The sequence below is a fragment of the uncultured Winogradskyella sp. genome (assembly GCF_963975125.1).
Classification (GTDB): domain Bacteria; phylum Bacteroidota; class Bacteroidia; order Flavobacteriales; family Flavobacteriaceae; genus Winogradskyella.
Genome location: NZ_CAXBGB010000019.1, coordinates 20,577 through 36,379, shown reverse-complemented (window position 1 = coordinate 36,379; position 15,803 = coordinate 20,577). Strand labels below are relative to the sequence as shown.

14 protein-coding genes are annotated in these 15,803 nt (G+C 32.1%); 7 read left to right on the top strand and 7 right to left on the bottom strand.

The genetic code is table 11. The features are described 5' to 3' along the window. The first annotated feature begins 151 nt into the window (after nucleotides 1-151). The gene (locus tag AAC053_RS04565) at nucleotides 152-1,084 is read left to right on the top strand and encodes a T9SS type A sorting domain-containing protein (protein WP_339753360.1); all 933 of its coding nucleotides are present in this window, start codon (nucleotides 152-154) and stop codon (nucleotides 1,082-1,084) included. Between the two features lie 235 nt (nucleotides 1,085-1,319). Here AAC053_RS04565 and sucC read toward each other — a convergent pair whose 3' ends face one another. Then, nucleotides 1,320-2,510, bottom strand: a complete 1,191-nt coding sequence (sucC, locus tag AAC053_RS04560) for an ADP-forming succinate--CoA ligase subunit beta (protein ID WP_339753357.1) — start codon at nucleotides 2,508-2,510, stop codon at nucleotides 1,320-1,322. Nucleotides 2,511-2,691: 181 nt separating this feature from the next. Continuing rightward, nucleotides 2,692-3,348 (bottom strand): hypothetical protein, encoded by a 657-nt coding sequence (locus AAC053_RS04555; protein ID WP_339753353.1) that lies wholly within the window; start codon nucleotides 3,346-3,348, stop codon nucleotides 2,692-2,694. Between the two features lie 120 nt (nucleotides 3,349-3,468). Here AAC053_RS04555 and lysA point away from each other — a divergent pair, with 120 nt between their 5' ends. From lysA to AAC053_RS04530, 5 genes are all read left to right on the top strand, one after another. Beyond that, nucleotides 3,469-4,674, top strand: a complete 1,206-nt coding sequence (gene lysA / locus AAC053_RS04550; RefSeq protein ID WP_339753350.1) for a diaminopimelate decarboxylase — start codon at nucleotides 3,469-3,471, stop codon at nucleotides 4,672-4,674. 134 nt (nucleotides 4,675-4,808) lie between these two features. Beyond that, nucleotides 4,809-6,647 (top strand): histidine kinase dimerization/phosphoacceptor domain -containing protein, encoded by a 1,839-nt coding sequence (locus AAC053_RS04545; protein ID WP_339753347.1) that lies wholly within the window; start codon nucleotides 4,809-4,811, stop codon nucleotides 6,645-6,647. Further along, a complete protein-coding gene (locus AAC053_RS04540) occupies nucleotides 6,647-7,390 on the top strand; it encodes a response regulator (protein ID WP_339753344.1) in 744 nt (247 codons plus the stop codon). The genes AAC053_RS04545 and AAC053_RS04540 overlap by 1 nt, the downstream gene beginning before the upstream one ends. Before the next feature lie 169 nt (nucleotides 7,391-7,559). Beyond that, nucleotides 7,560-8,297: a hypothetical protein gene (locus AAC053_RS04535; RefSeq protein ID WP_339753342.1), complete on the top strand. Its 738-nt coding sequence runs from the start codon at nucleotides 7,560-7,562 to the stop codon at nucleotides 8,295-8,297. 302 nt (nucleotides 8,298-8,599) lie between these two features. After that, nucleotides 8,600-9,784: a heparan-alpha-glucosaminide N-acetyltransferase domain-containing protein gene (locus tag AAC053_RS04530; protein ID WP_339753340.1), complete on the top strand. Its 1,185-nt coding sequence runs from the start codon at nucleotides 8,600-8,602 to the stop codon at nucleotides 9,782-9,784. A 228-nt stretch (nucleotides 9,785-10,012) separates the two neighbouring features. On the opposite strand, the gene AAC053_RS04525 is transcribed toward AAC053_RS04530, so the two are convergent. Both AAC053_RS04525 and AAC053_RS04520 read right to left on the bottom strand, forming a co-directional pair. Beyond that, entirely contained in the window at nucleotides 10,013-10,399 is a 387-nt protein-coding gene (locus AAC053_RS04525; RefSeq protein WP_339753337.1) for a VOC family protein, read from the bottom strand. Then, nucleotides 10,399-10,968, bottom strand: coding sequence for a hypothetical protein (locus AAC053_RS04520; RefSeq protein WP_339753333.1), 570 nt, complete (start codon nucleotides 10,966-10,968; stop codon nucleotides 10,399-10,401). The genes AAC053_RS04525 and AAC053_RS04520 overlap by 1 nt, the downstream gene beginning before the upstream one ends. A 118-nt stretch (nucleotides 10,969-11,086) precedes the next feature. Here AAC053_RS04520 and AAC053_RS04515 point away from each other — a divergent pair, with 118 nt between their 5' ends. Further along, nucleotides 11,087-12,301, top strand: a complete 1,215-nt coding sequence (locus tag AAC053_RS04515) for a hypothetical protein (RefSeq protein ID WP_339753330.1) — start codon at nucleotides 11,087-11,089, stop codon at nucleotides 12,299-12,301. Between the two features lie 30 nt (nucleotides 12,302-12,331). On the opposite strand, the gene AAC053_RS04510 is transcribed toward AAC053_RS04515, so the two are convergent. The 3 genes from AAC053_RS04510 to AAC053_RS04500 are packed head-to-tail and all read right to left on the bottom strand — an operon-like array spanning nucleotide 12,332 to nucleotide 15,803. Beyond that, complete coding sequence (locus tag AAC053_RS04510; RefSeq protein WP_339753328.1) at nucleotides 12,332-13,741, bottom strand: M20/M25/M40 family metallo-hydrolase; 1,410 nt, start codon at nucleotides 13,739-13,741, stop codon at nucleotides 12,332-12,334. A 9-nt stretch (nucleotides 13,742-13,750) separates the two neighbouring features. Beyond that, the gene (locus tag AAC053_RS04505) at nucleotides 13,751-14,629 is read right to left on the bottom strand and encodes a PPK2 family polyphosphate kinase (protein ID WP_339753325.1); all 879 of its coding nucleotides are present in this window, start codon (nucleotides 14,627-14,629) and stop codon (nucleotides 13,751-13,753) included. A 10-nt stretch (nucleotides 14,630-14,639) separates the two neighbouring features. Continuing rightward, nucleotides 14,640-15,803 carry a sigma-54 dependent transcriptional regulator gene (locus tag AAC053_RS04500; RefSeq protein ID WP_339753322.1) on the bottom strand — a complete coding sequence of 388 codons (1,164 nt, stop codon included), beginning with the start codon at nucleotides 15,801-15,803 and terminating at the stop codon, nucleotides 14,640-14,642.

Here is a 15,803-nt window from a genome sequence, read left to right as displayed (position 1 = left end):
GGATTCTTATTATAACAAACAAGATAATAAATAGGACTTTATTATTACCTTTTTATTAACACGAAAACGTTTTCGTCAACTTGCAAATACTCATTAGTTAAATAAAAAACTTAATTTAGTTAAGTATTACTAATCACTTAATTAAATTATTATGAAAAAAAATTACGTTTTAGCAATATTCATAGCAATATTGATGAGCTTTACCATGCCTGCGCAATCCTCTTATTCAGGAAATGGAAATTCTGGATTTGGTGGAACCGTTGGAGGTTCTACACTTGGTATTTCTGATGATGGAACAACCATTACCTTTACTTTCTCAAGAGGTGCTAGTGATTTAAATAATCCTGTTGTAATTTATGTCGATTCACAATCTGGTGGTTTTTCGGATACTACAGGGTTTACAGACTCAGGCGATGGTCTTAGAAGAGCCATATCTGCAAATGGTAATGGAGTCCCAACAATAACTTTTCCTGCAAGTTTTACAGCAGATTATGCTATTGCTTTCGATGCTGGCTTTGGAGCTTGGTTTACACTTGCAAGTGGTGCATCTCACAACTATGGTTCTGACGGAACTAATGGCAATGCCAATTTAACACCACTCAATGATGCTACAAGTAGCACTCATACTCTTACCGTTGATTTTTCTGAGTTAGGAATTACCTCTAGTGATAATTTTAAGTTTGTTGTAACTCATATAAGTGATACAGCGTATTTATCTAATGAAGTTATAGGTGATACTTCTTCTATTGTAGCTGATGGAGGAGGAACAAACCCTGGTTTTGATGGGTCTATCGCTTTTTCTAATAGTAGAATTTATCCTGACCCAGCTTTAAGTATTAATGAAGAAAATTTGGATAAAATAAGTATCTATAATTCTGGCAATAACAAACTAAGAATTGTTGGAGTTCAAAATGAAAATGTTAGAATAAAAATCTACAATATTCTAGGAAAAGAAGTTTTAAATACATCTTTCCAAGGAGACGGAGTCAACAATATTACATTGCCATATGTAAGAACAGGTATCTATATCATTCAGTTAGAAACTAAAAACAATAAATTGAGCAAGAAATTAATTATTAAATAATAAAGACAGAACAAAAAATAAAGGATTTCTATTTAAGGCGCTTTAAGTAAAACTAGTTTTGTCTAAATAGTAATTTTAGGCGATTTATCTTTAGGCTATAATTTAGCATTTACTGGTGTTTTATAACGACAAAAATAACCTAATAGATAGTGATTATCAATCTATTAACATTATTGAAATAAAAAAATGCGTTTTTTTTTAAAACGCATTTTTTTACTTAGTAATACTTATTATCTTAAGAAAGAACGGCCTGTACTTTATCCGCAGCTTCTTGAAATTCTGTTGCACTCATTACATCTAAACCAGAATTGTCAATTAATTCTTTTGCGATGTCTGCATTGGTTCCTTGTAAACGTACAATAATTGGCACAGTAATGTTGCCCATATTTTTATAGGCATCAATAACACCTTGTGCTACTCTATCGCATCGTACAATTCCTCCAAAAATATTTATTAAGATTGCTTTTACAGCAGGATCTTTTAGTATAATTTGAAAAGCAGCTTCGACTCTGGCAGCATCTGCTGTACCACCAACATCTAAGAAGTTAGCTGGCTCACCACCTGCTTGTTTAATTAAATCCATTGTTGCCATTGCTAAACCAGCACCATTTACCATACAACCTACATTTCCTTCTAAATCCACATAGTTTAAACCTAAAGCTCCTGCTTCAACTTCAATTGGATTTTCTTCACGTAAATCTCTTAATTGCGCTAAATCTCTATGTCTATATAACGCATTGTCATCTAAAGTAACTTTAGCATCAACCGCCATAATCTTATCATCACTAGTTTTTAAAACCGGATTGATTTCAAATAAAGATGCATCTGATTTTACATAAGCAGTATATAATGCAGTCACAAATTTGGTCATTTCTTTAAACGCTGCACCAGATAAACCTAAGTTAAATGCTACTCGACGCGCTTGAAACCCAAGTAATCCCAAAGCAGGATCTACTTCTTCAGTAAAAATTAAATGTGGTGTTTCTTCCGCAACAGTTTCAATATCCATTCCACCTTCAGTAGAATACATAATCATATTTTTACCAGTTCCTCTATTTAAAAGAACTGACATATAATATTCTTCTGGTTCATTATCACCTGGATAATACACATCTTCAGCAATTAAAACTTGGTGTACTTTCTTTCCTTCAGCAGAAGTTTGTGGTGTTACCAAGTTCATACCTATAATGTTACCTGCAATTTCTTCAACTTCCTGAAGATTTTTAGCAAGTTTTACTCCACCACCTTTTCCACGTCCACCTGCGTGAACCTGAGCTTTAATAACATGCCAACCAGTACCAGTTTCAGCAGTTAGTTGCTTCGCTGCATTAACAGCTTCTTTAGCACTTTGAACTACGATACCTCTTTGAATACGTACTCCAAAACTGCTTAATAATTCTTTACCTTGATATTCGTGTAAATTCATAATAAATATTCAATTTATTTTTTCCTTTAAAAAGGAAATATTTTATGATTTATTGGTGGCACAAAAATAAGCATACTAAAACGTTTTTACCAATAGTTTTTATAATGAAATAATTTAAACTCTTATTCTTTTCAATAAATAGCAAGTCCTACTTATAAGTTTTCATTCTCTTTGAAATATTTTAGCCTTTTAAGCGCATAATTACTGAAAAAGCTTTGTCAACCAAGTCATCTTCAACTACTATAGTAAACTCATTAGTTGTAGAAACTACTTCATATAATGTTATCTTCTCCCATGCCAAACGTTTAAAAATTTGATAATATAATCCCACAATTTTAGAATTACCTTTTGGTAAATATATACTGATCGCAGAGAGTTTATTTTGTAACCCAATTTGTGTTTCATATTCAAAGGCTTTTAATATACTTTCCTTTTCTGAAGTTGAGATAATTATATTACTTTCAAACATACCACGAGTAAAAGCATAAAAAATTTGATGATTAGCACTAATGCTTTCTAAAATTTGCAAATGACTATTTATCAATGTTTTAGAATTTTTAAATGTGAAATCGCTTAAATTTGAGCGCACTGTAATGTCTCCTAAGTTTTTAAATATTTTTTTTAAACGCACCGAATTTTCTAAATTTAAGGGTTGTTGATGCCGTCGCAACGCCATCATTATAGCTCCATCTTTTATAGGTTTACGAAGCATCTCGGAAATAGGTTTATTTAAATCTTTAGCTAAAGCAGAAAAATTAATGATTTGTCGAGACAGGCCTTCCTCTAAAAAAGGACTGGATAAAATAATCTCTTGTACACATGATGCAATTGTTTTCAATTTGTTAATTATTTAACATTTTGTGTAAAAATAGTAATATTTTTTAATTTTCATGTTTTCACTATTGCTTACATATACTTTTGACTCTTTGTATTAATTGAATATTAAGAACTAAAACTAATGAATAACACAACCTTATTACAAATTGCTAAGGATTATGATAGTCCTGTTTATGTCTATGATGCCGAAACGATTACTATACAATATAACCGTTTAACAAAGGCATTTAGTAAGGTGAAACAGTTGAAGCTTAACTATGCTGTTAAGGCGCTCTCTAACATTTCTGTTTTAAAATTATTTAATACACTTGGTTCTGGTATTGATACCGTCTCTATACAAGAAGTACAACTAGGATTAAACGCAGGATTTAAACCAGAAGATATCATCTTTACTCCTAATGGTGTTTCACTTGAAGAGATAGAGAAGGTTTCAAAATTAGGTGTACAAATTAACATTGACAACCTTTCAATTTTAGAACAGTTTGGTACTAAACACCCAAAAACACCTGTATGTATTCGTATTAATCCGCATGTTATGGCTGGTGGAAACACTAATATCTCGGTTGGACATATAGATAGTAAATTCGGAATTTCAATTCATCAGATTCCGTTATTACTTCGTATTGTAGAGAATACCAAAATGAATATCAACGGTATTCATATGCATACTGGTAGTGATATTTTAGATATTGATGTTTTTTTATATGCAAGTGAAATTTTATTTGAAACCGCAAAGAATTTTAAAGATCTGGAGTTTATAGATTTTGGTTCTGGCTTTAAAGTACCGTATAAAACAGGTGATATTGAAACCAATATTGAAGAGTTAGGAGAAAAACTATCCAAGCGTTTTAATGAATTCTGTAAAGAATATGGTACAGATTTAACCTTAGCTTTTGAACCTGGTAAATTCCTAGTGAGTGAAGCTGGTGTGTTTCTAGCCAAAGTAAATGTTGTAAAACAAACCACTTCTACTGTTTTTGCTCAAATTGATTCTGGTTTCAACCATTTAATAAGACCAATGTTATATGGTTCTCAACACGATATCCTAAACATTTCTAATCCAAAAGGACGAGAGCGTTTTTATTCCGTAGTTGGCTATATCTGTGAAACAGATACCTTCGCAAATAACAGACGCATTTCTGAATTAAATGAAGGAGATATTCTGTGTTTTAAAAACGCTGGAGCGTATTGTTATTCTATGGCGAGTAACTATAATTCGCGTTATAGACCAGCTGAAGTGTTAATACATAAAGGAAAAGCACATCTTATAAGAAAACGAGAAACCTTTGATGACATTATAAATAATCAAATAGAGATAGCTCTATAAATACTTAAAGCGTTATTTAATTTGTAACGCTTTTTTTTATATCTTACATTTCCCCTAAGTCTTTTTATCCTTATTAAAGGCTTATGATAAAAACTATCTTCACATGTTTTGCCGTATGTTTACTAACATGCAGTATGTTTTCTCAATCCAAAATTCTAAGCGTAAAGGATTTACAAGCAACATCTATTGACTCGTGTTTATCTTGGATGCGCAATAATGCATACACAGGAGAAGACTTAGATAATTTCCATACCATTGGTTTGCAAACCTTAAAACGCAGTTTAAAATCTGAAGGTTCAAAAACTATTGCTGAAGTACATGAAGAACTTGCTAATTGGCATGCTTATAACGGCATGTTTCCGTCAGATTCTACCGTTTATCATTCTGAAAAAGCCGTAGAATATTATAAAAAAGGTGATGATAAAAAGAAAATTGCAGATACCTATAGATCTCTTTCTATAGATTACCTTAATGTTCGTAAACTCGAAAAATCTCAAGAGGTATTATTCAAAGCTATTGCACTATACGAAGAATTAGAAGATGAAGCGGGATTGGGAAGTGCTTACCGTTCTGTTGGTGTGCTCTATCAAGTTATGGAAGAGTTCGAAAAATCTATTAAATATACACTTAAGGCCATTCCTATTTTAGAAGCGTCAGGTAATTATGCCTCTGTTGCCATTGCACAATTTAATTTAATTATAGGCTATGGCGAGCTTGGAGAGTTTAAAAAAGCCTATGAAGCCGCAGATTATTGTTTAGAGGTTGTTAAAACTAAAGCACCAGAGGAAAAATTTGTTCCTGTTAGAGCGCTTTCTTATCGTGGAGAAGTTTATGTAAAAGCTAAAGATTATGATAACGCTTTATTGGATTATATAGAAGCTTGGGAACTTTGTAAGTCTCATATTGGTGAGGAACGCTGTGCCACCTTCCGTACTGAAATTGGGCAAGTTTTCTTACTCCAAAATCAATATAACAAAGCACTAGACCATTTGTCTGCTGGTATTAAAGCTTATGACGATAAAGGGCAAAGTGGTCTTATAAAACCCTACTTAGATTTATCTGAAATCTATGCAAAACTAGGGGATTTTGAAAATGCAATGCTTTATAAGGATAAAGCCACCTCCAATTCAAAACAAATACTTGAAGATAAAATCGCCAATCTTGAAACCGAAGCGGTAATAAAATATGAAACAGGTAAAAAAGATGAAGCACTTGCATCACAAGCCGCTTTGTTAGAACAAAAAAGTAAAACTCAAAACTTTATTATTGTGGTTGCTGCTTTATTAGGATTATTACTGTTATCTCTGTTTTTCTTCTTCAATAAGAATAAAAAAGCCACAAAAATCATCCGCGATAAAAATGCTGAAAACGAATTACTGCTCAAAGAAATCCACCATCGCGTTAAAAACAATCTCGAAATGGTAAAAAGTTTGATTTCGCTTCAATCTGCCCAAATGGAAGATTCTGCTAGTAAAGATGCTATGATTGCGAGTCAGAATCGTGTGCAATCCATGGGCATAATTCATCAAAAATTATATCAAGGGGATAATCTTGGTAGCATAGAGATGAAAGACTATTTCTTAAACCTCAGCGAAGGTATTCTAGATACTTTTAATGCAGAAGATAAAGTAAAAATAGAATGTGCAATGGACAATTTGGACTTAGATGTAGATACAGCTGTGCCAATAGGTCTTATTGTAAACGAATTATTGACCAACGCTTTAAAATATGCCTTTCCGGAAAATAAAAATGGTGCTATTTCAATCAGCCTAGAAAAAACGAAATCGAATCATTTAAAATTAAAAGTATCGGATAATGGGATTGGTAAAATAAAAGGACTGGCACCAAAAGGAACTGGTTTTGGCTCACAATTAATCAGTTTATTAACCCAACAACTCAATGGTAAAATGACTGAACATTCTGAAAGTGGAACTTTCGTAGAATTTGACTTTTTAATAGATACAGCAGCATAATGAGTGAAAAAACTAAAATATTAATAGTAGAGGATGAGATGATTATTGCTGCTAATGTTTCTCTTCAGCTTACTGAGTTAGGCTATGAAGTTACTGGTATTATACCAAGAGGTGAAGACGCTTTACTACATATTGAAGACCATAAACCAGACATTTTACTTTTAGATATTAATTTAAAAGGAAAATTAGACGGTATTGAAACGGCTGAAGCCATGCAGAAAACCCATAATATTCCTGTTATTTACTTAACAGCTAACATTGACGACGCACATTTTAACAGAGCAAAACAGACACATCCTTATGGGTTCATTTCAAAACCATTTAAAAAATTAGACCTCCAACGCACCATAGAATTAACCATAAGTCAGCTAAATACACCATCTTTAGAATTAGACAGTTCTCAAGAGGTAGGTACTAAACCATTTATACTAAGTGATAGTATATTTGTACGTCACCACAACACTATGGTGAAAGTGAGTATTGAGAACATTCTTTATATTGAAGCAGAGCGTAATTACTGTCGTATCTATTCTAAAACTAAAGAATATCTTTTGGTAATGACCTTAAAAGATATGGCTGAAAAATTACCTTCAAAACACTTTTTAAGAATACATCGGTCTTTTATAGTAAACTTATCTCAAATCAATGAGGTTGCTACGAGCCATATCGTCATTCAAAAAAAGGCTATTCCGATTAGCAAGTCATTGAAAGAAGACTTACTAAATCGTCTTCAAACTATATAGCTAAGACTATATCACCTAAAAATTCTTCGATAAACAAATAGTATCCTTCGGATAAAGCAACTGCAGATTCGTCCTATATCAGTTTCATTTTACAATGATTATAAGTTACTTGATGTAAGAATTCTAAAGAGGGATTCATTTATTATTAACCATTTAAATACTATTAATCATGAATTTTTTTAAAACAATTTTATTTGTAGCGTGTTTTGCATTACTGCTACCAACTACAACACAAGCTCAAGAATCCGAAAGTGATATCATGGATTTAACTGAGTACACTATTAAATTTGGTGAAAACTCAAATTTTACTGAAGGTGTAAAAAAATGGAAAAAGTGTTATAAGGACAATAATGGGTCTGGTACCTGGAATATTTGGCATCGCTTACAAGGTAAAGGTAATGTATACGTAGCAACAAACCGATTCAAAAATTGGGCTGAAATGGAGCAAACTGATGCTGCAGGAAAAACGTGTCGTTCAATTGCTTTACAATTCATTACACCCCATATTGAAAGTATTGAGTATAATACGACAAGATCTATGCCTGAGTTTAGTCGCAAAACAGTTTTAGAAGGCATGTCTATTGTTTGGGTGACCAGCTTTAAAGTAAATGATAGTAGGGCTTTTAATGAAGCTGTAAAAGAAATGAGCTCTACCATTAGTAAAAAAGAAGGTGATCTTCGTGGTTATTGGTATCGATATATGGGTGGAGAAGCTGCTGATTATTTTGTTTCTACTCCGTATAAAGATTTTGCAGATTTAGATACAGATAGAGAAAATATATGGAAATTATATGAAAGCGCAAATGGCAAGTCTAAAACAGATGACTTACGCAAAAAATTTAAAGATGTTATTGATGAGCAATGGAGCTACACCTTCACACTAGAAACAGAATTAAGCCAGCAATAAAAATTTACTGAGGTAGCCTACTTATATGTATTCATTGAAGCTGTATTAGCACTAATACAGATCCAATAAATAAATGGCAGGCAAAATATGTGAAGATAGAATCAGTAATAGCATTAGATATGCTTCGAAAATATTTAGTATTTGAAGTTAGTTAATGGTAAGCTATTACTGATTTGCCTGTTTTATTATAATCAACCAAAATATAATGAAGACAATACCTACTGAATAACACCAATAATTTTATTTACCTTTAAACTTCCTCAAGTCTTTAATACCATTTCAACCTCAAAAAGCAAAGACTTATGGCATCAATTAAATCGGTAAGAATAGAATCAATAGATATCTTAAGAGGTTTAGTCATGGTCTTTATGGCATTAGACCATGTTAGAGATTATTTTCATATCAATGCTTTGATGGGCAATTATCCTGAAAATTTAGAATCTACAAACATCATTCTATTCGGAACGCGCTTTATCACACATTACTGCGCACCTGTATTTGTATTCTTGGCTGGTACTTCGGCGTTTTTATATGGACAGAAAAAAACTAAAGGACAACTATCCAAGTTTTTAATCACGCGTGGGTTATGGCTTGTTTTTGTCGAAATTGTAATCAATAATTTTCTTTGGTGGTTCGATGTGAGCTATGGTTTTATACAACTTCAAGTGATTTGGGCTATTGGAGTCTGTATGATTGTTTTGGGATTAATTATTTATCTCCCAAAGCGCATTATATTAGTATTAGGCTTACTTATTGTTTTTGGGCATAATGCTTTAGACGGCATCGTCAAAGAAGGAGATAGTATCGAATCCTTACTTTGGTATATGTTGCATCAAGCAAACGGTTTTAGTTTAGAAGGCCACTTTGTACGGTTTTCCTATCCTGTATTGCCTTGGATTGGTGTTATTCTTTTGGGCTATTGCTTTGGTGAATTCTATAAAAAAGAGGCTTCTGTCACCTTAAGGAAAAAATGGCTGTTATATATAGGCATATCAGCTACAATCTTATTTTTTGTGCTTAGAGGTTTCAATTTTTATGGTGATTTAAGTCCATGGGTTTATCAAGAAACAACAGAAAAAACAATAATTTCATTCTTTAATGCTACTAAATATCCACCATCGTTAGCATATATCCTTATTACTTTAGGCCCTGCATTATTGTTTTTATATTTTATCGAAAAGATTAAAAACGGGTTCACTAACTTTTTATTGATTTTTGGACGTGTACCCTTCTTCTATTATTTCTTGCATATCTTCGTTATTCATATAAGTGCAATTATAGGACTATTGGTTACCGGAAAAGATTGGAAACTAATGATACTCGATAACAACACCATGAATTCTGGTATGCTACAAGGTTATGGCTATTCATTATTTACCGTGTATCTTGTGTGGATTGTAATCATTTTGCTTTTATATCCTATCTGCAAAAAATACATGACCTACAAAGCCAACAATAAAGATAAATGGTGGCTTAGTTATTTGTAACTAAAATTGATTTACATCTACTAACAAGTAATATTTAAATTACTAATTAATGAATGGATTTGACATTGTAATGGTATTTGCCATTATCCTTTTTGCAAGATTAGGAGTGCGCTTAGTTACAAAATATATTAAAATGAAAAAAGAAGATGAAGACAAACAAAATGATTAACCCTTTTTTTGCTTCAATGGAGCATTAATTCTAAACATAAATATGGAATGATATAATATTTAAATATCTCTATAAAATGTTAACCCATTTCCGAATAAATCATAAAACGCAAACTCTTTAGTTCCCCAAGATGTCTCTTTTAACAAGGTGTTATTATGGAACACATTTTGTGTTTTATATTCATTATGCAATACTTCAATATTATCTACATAAATCCTAAGCATTTGAGTATTATACTCATTTTCCCATTCTGTATTATCGTGCCATTGTAAGTGAATCTCAATACCATCTCTAGATACACCTGCATAACCATACTCATCTGTGGTATCAGTAAATGCGAGCTTAAACCCTAGTTTTTTGATATAAAAATCAACTGCTTTGGTAACATCCTTAACTGGTAGTACAGGATGAATCTGTTTTAAAAAACCTTGACTTCTAGTTTTCATTAGTCTTTAACTTTCCCTAAGAAATGATTTACCTTTGGGTTAATTGGGTTTCCTGTGGTACGTCTATAAATAACAAGCTGTCCACAATGCCATATAGCATCTGCAATAGGACCATTTACCAGATTCCAAAACGGAATTTCTTGTTCTCCAAAAATGATTTTATACTGTGAAATATCATTACTTTCTCTTAAAATATCTGCAGCTATTTTAAGATTATTTAATGTTTTAACACGCATATCTGCATAAGATAATTCTTCCTTTTCTCTAGAATTGGATTGCTTTAATGTAGAATTCACAATAATTTTAGATAAGTTATAAACATGCTTTATTGTTTCCTCAGAAGATCTTCCCTCCTCGTTGGCTTTATAGGCCAAATCTTTTTCAGTGAGACTATCACTCACCCAATAATACCGAAAACCCAAAGCATCTAACATACGTGCTGCCGTAGTGCCTGCAGTGAACTCTTTTGGATAGTCTGGAACCTCGTAATATGGTTGCTTATCATTTTTTTCTTGAGAATAAATATTTATTGTCATTAAAAAAATGATAAATACTAAAATATGCTTCATTATTTAAAGATTAAATTTTATCAAATTTAAGAAATAACTCATCTAAATAAATCTATTATTATAAACAAGTGTTTTAGTTATATTTGTTACAAAACCCATCATATTGTAAAAGTGTTTTATGAAGATAATAAAAAACAATTTTATTTTATCACTTATCTTATTCACTAGCCTTCTTTTTTCGCAAAATGATACTAATCAAAACTTAGATCTTTTAGAAATAACTAAACCATCATTACTTTCTACGCATCCACTTGGGCTCTTATTTACACGTCTCGAAGGACATTTTAAAACCCAACCCTCAAAAAAAACAACTATAGATTTTAACATTTCAAGCGGGAACGTATGGGCACCACCAGTGAAGGCCTATATTCCAAATTTAAATAGAGACAGAGATTTTGTTAAACAATACCAATGGCACGAAAGAGAGTTTGTAGTAGATGTTGATACATTAAATGCAAAGACTATAGAGGTCCAAAATGATGGTGTAATTAAAGCTTTCAATTTTAAATTAGATATACCAATAAATAATAAATCTTCACTTGCTATAACCTTAAGAAGTTTTTTACTTACAGGAGGTAAATCTCCATTTACAATTTTTACAAATGATGAGTTTATTGAGGGCTTTCATGACAAAATAGCTGGAGGCGAAGATCCTTTTGACAGAAAGCTTTACCCTTTTAACAAAGCACGTATAAAATATAAAGATCGCAACGACAATGTAATGGACATTAATAGAGGGGATTTTATATTTAGTGGAATTGAAGCTAGTTATTATTATTATCCTGAAATGAAAAAACTAAATAAAAAGAATTATTATTTAAATTATGGTAGCCATTTAGGAATTAACACCTCAAAATATAACAAATCAGTTGATGTTGGCTTTAGTGTAAACCTCATTAAGTCTTTTGAAATAAAAGATCTAAAAAAAGTTAACTTAGGTATAAGTGTCGGTGGAGTTTATCGAAAACTTATTAAATTTAATAGCGAACCTATTGATTTAGGAACAAATAATAATATAGGTTATATAGAAAGTATTATTGAGTACAAATACCTATCAAAAGGAGGAACAACACATGCTTTTGGAGTGGACTTTTATATACAGACCAGTTTAAATAAAAAGAGTGAATTTGATTATGTCATTCCAACAAAAAATGGCACATCTTTTAAAAGCTGGAATTCTGGTGTAAGTAATTTATATCGAAACAATAACTATTGGACGCTTATATACTCGTTTGGTAAAAAGAACATTCTTAAATTATATTTGCAACAAGATTTTACTGTTAATAATCAACCAGATATTCAAACTGGCATTAGTTATAACATTGCTTTATAAGTTTTAAAACTAACTTTATTAGCTAATTACTTAATTTTTAATTTTTGTTGATTTTGGAACAGGATTAACTCCATATTTATCAAACAAAAACACTAAAGCTGTCATTGTTGCAGCTCCTAATTCTAGTTCACGCTTGTTAACATGCTCAAACGTATCATTTGATGCATGATGATGATCGAAGTAACGTTGAGAATCTGGTCTTAAACCTGCTAAAACATTAGTCTCAGATTTTAATGGGCCAACATCTGCTCCACTTCCGCCCTTTTCAAAATAATGAATTAAATACGGTTTAAATAAAGCTTTCCATCCCAGTACTTGATTGAAATTAGTATCATTAGCGGCAAACGAAAACCCTCTTGGTGTAAATCCGCCCGAATCACTTTCTAAAGCAAAAATGTGATTCTCATTTTTCTCTTTTGCTACTTTTGCATATTCAGTTGCCCCACGTAATCCGTTTTCTTCGTTCATAAATAAAACTACACGAATACTTCTTTTTGGCTTAATACCACTTTCTTTTAACAAGCGTAATACATCCATAGATTGCACTACTCCTGCACCATCATCGTGAGCACCATCTCCCAAATCCCACGAATCTAAATGACCTCCTACTACAATGTATTCATTTGGAAATTCGTTTCCAGTGATTTCTCCAATAACATTATAGGATTGCACATCATCAAATTGCTTACAACTTTGCTTAAAATAGAACAGAAGATTTTCATTCTGCTTTAATGCTTTACTTAACACATCTGCATCATTAGTACTTATTGCTGCAGAAGGAATACGTTGTTCTAATGTTAACTCACCATAACTCATACTACCTGTATGCGGATAATCATCTTGGCGCAAATTCATAGAACGTACAATAACACCAACAGCTCCATACTTACCAGCCTCTAAAGCACCAGCATAACGTTGATCTACACAACCGCCATAAGCATTAAATGTACTAATCAAATCTGCTTGCATTGCTCTATTGTAAAATACAATTTTTCCTTTAATCTTGTTTTTTCCTAAAGCAGCTAATTCTTCAAAATTTTTCACTTCTATAACACTTGCTGAGATACCATCTTCTGTAGTTGCAATTGAACCTCCTAAAGCGCAAATATTTACTTGATTTGCAATACCAGAAACTTCAAAATAAGCCATTTCTTTTTCTCCTCTTTCCCATTTTGGAACCATAACAGGTTGTAACCACACTTGGTCTAGACCAAGTTTCTCAAGCTCTGCTTTGGTGTATTGTACAGCAAGTTCTGCGTTTTTTGAGCCAGACAATCTTCCTCCTATTTCATTAGATAGATAATCTAGCCAATTATAGCTTTGTCCATTAGTTAGTGACACGGTGTATATTGTTTTTAATACATCTTCATCGGATTGACTATTTAAATTAAAATTACATAGTATAGTAATAAAAGATAGGAGTAGGAGTTTAACTTTCATGTTTTCTAATTATTCGTTTTCTAATTCTTGCTTATACATATCTATATTCGCTTTGTCCTTAGCTGGTAACTCTGGCTCTCTAATATCAGTATAAGTTTTTAAAGTGTCATAAAGAATCTTAGCAACTATATAACGTGCTGTTGGTTTATCATCCGCAGGAATATTAAACCAAGGTGCATAAGACTTTGAGCTTCTATTTAATAAATCCTCGTAGCAATTTTGATAATCGTCCCAAAGTTTGCGTTCTTTTAAATCGTCTGGTGAAAATTTCCAGTGCTTTTCAGGCTTGTTTAAACGTCTGAGCAATCGTTTTTTTTGCTCTTCTTTTGAAATGTTCAAAAAGAATTTAAAGATTATAGTGCCGTTTTCTGCAACGTGTTTCTCAAAATTATTTATTTCTTCAAATCGTTTATCCCAAAAGGTTTCCGTTACATCATCTACACTTTTTATCTCTGGCATATTCTCATACATCAAATAATTAGGATGTACACGAGTTACCAATACATTTTCATAATGCGTTCTGTTAAAAATTCCGAATTTACCTCTAGCTGGTAAAGCGATATAATGCCTCCAAAGATAGTCGTGTTTTAATTCGATGTCTGTTGGCTTTTTAAAACTATGAGCTTCGATACCTCTTACATTAAATTCTTTAAAAACCTCACGGATTAGACTGTCTTTACCAGCTGTATCCATACCTTGAATACACATTAAAACCGAATACTTTCCATGAGCATACATAGTATTCTGTATATCTGCCAAACGCTCACTTACATCTCTTAGTTCTTTTTGAATATCCTTCTTATCTTCTCCTAAATCTAGAGCCGTTGGTAATTTTTCAATATTGATTTGGGATGAAATTTTAAAATCGTCTATATATATATTTTTCATATTTTAATAATTATTTTGAAGCAAACGCTTTAACATCATTTTCGCTAACCTCACTTCCTCCTAATATAATAAGTCGCTCTACAACATTTCTCAATTCTCGAATATTACCTGTCCAATCATAATTCTGAAGTAATTTTATCGCTTTATCTGAAAATGATTTTTTAGCATTTCCTTGAGCAGTTGCAATTTTATCTGTAAAATAATTGATAAGCAACGGAATATCTTCTCTCCTGTCGTTTAAAGCAGGTACCTCAATTAAAATCACTGCTAATCTGTGATATAAATCTTCTCTAAATTTACCATTTTCAATTTCCTTCTTCAAGTTTTTGTTTGTTGCAGCTACGACTCTAACATTTACTTTTATATCCTTATCACTACCAACACGTTGTATGCGACTTTCTTGCAAAGCACGTAAAACTTTGGCTTGAGCCGATAGGCTCATATCTCCAATCTCATCTAAAAATATGGTACCTCCATTAGCGGCTTCAAACTTACCTGCTCTATCTTTTGCTGCAGATGTAAATGCACCTTTAACGTGACCAAACAATTCACTTTCTATTAATTCAGAAGGTATTGCAGCACAATTCACTTCTATCATTGGCCCTTTAGAGCGTTCACTTTTTTGGTGTAACCAATGTGCAACAAGTTCTTTGCCTGTTCCATTAGGACCGGTTACTAAAACTCGTGCATCTGTTGGAGCTACTTTATCAATCATATCTTTAATACGAGAGATACCATCACTCTGACCAATCATCTCATAATTTTTGCTAACCTTCTTTTTTAGCATTTTATTTTCAACGACTAGTTCTTTACGATCTAAAGCGATACGAACAGTGTTTAGTAATCGGTTTAAATCTGGTGGTTTTGAGATATAATCAAAAGCACCTAAACGCATTGTATTTACAGCGGTATCTAAATCACCATGACCAGAAATCATAACCATAGGTGTTTCTGGTTTTATTTTTTTAACGGCTTCAAGCACCTCAACACCATCCATTTTTGGCATTTTAATGTCACATAGCACTAAATCGTAATCGTCTTTTTTTATTTTTTCAATTCCGACTAAACCATCTTCAGCTTCTTCAACTTGGTAAGTATTATTTTCTTCAGAAAGTATTTTTACTAATACTCTGCGGATTGCCGCTTCATCTTCTATTATTAATATTTTTGGCAT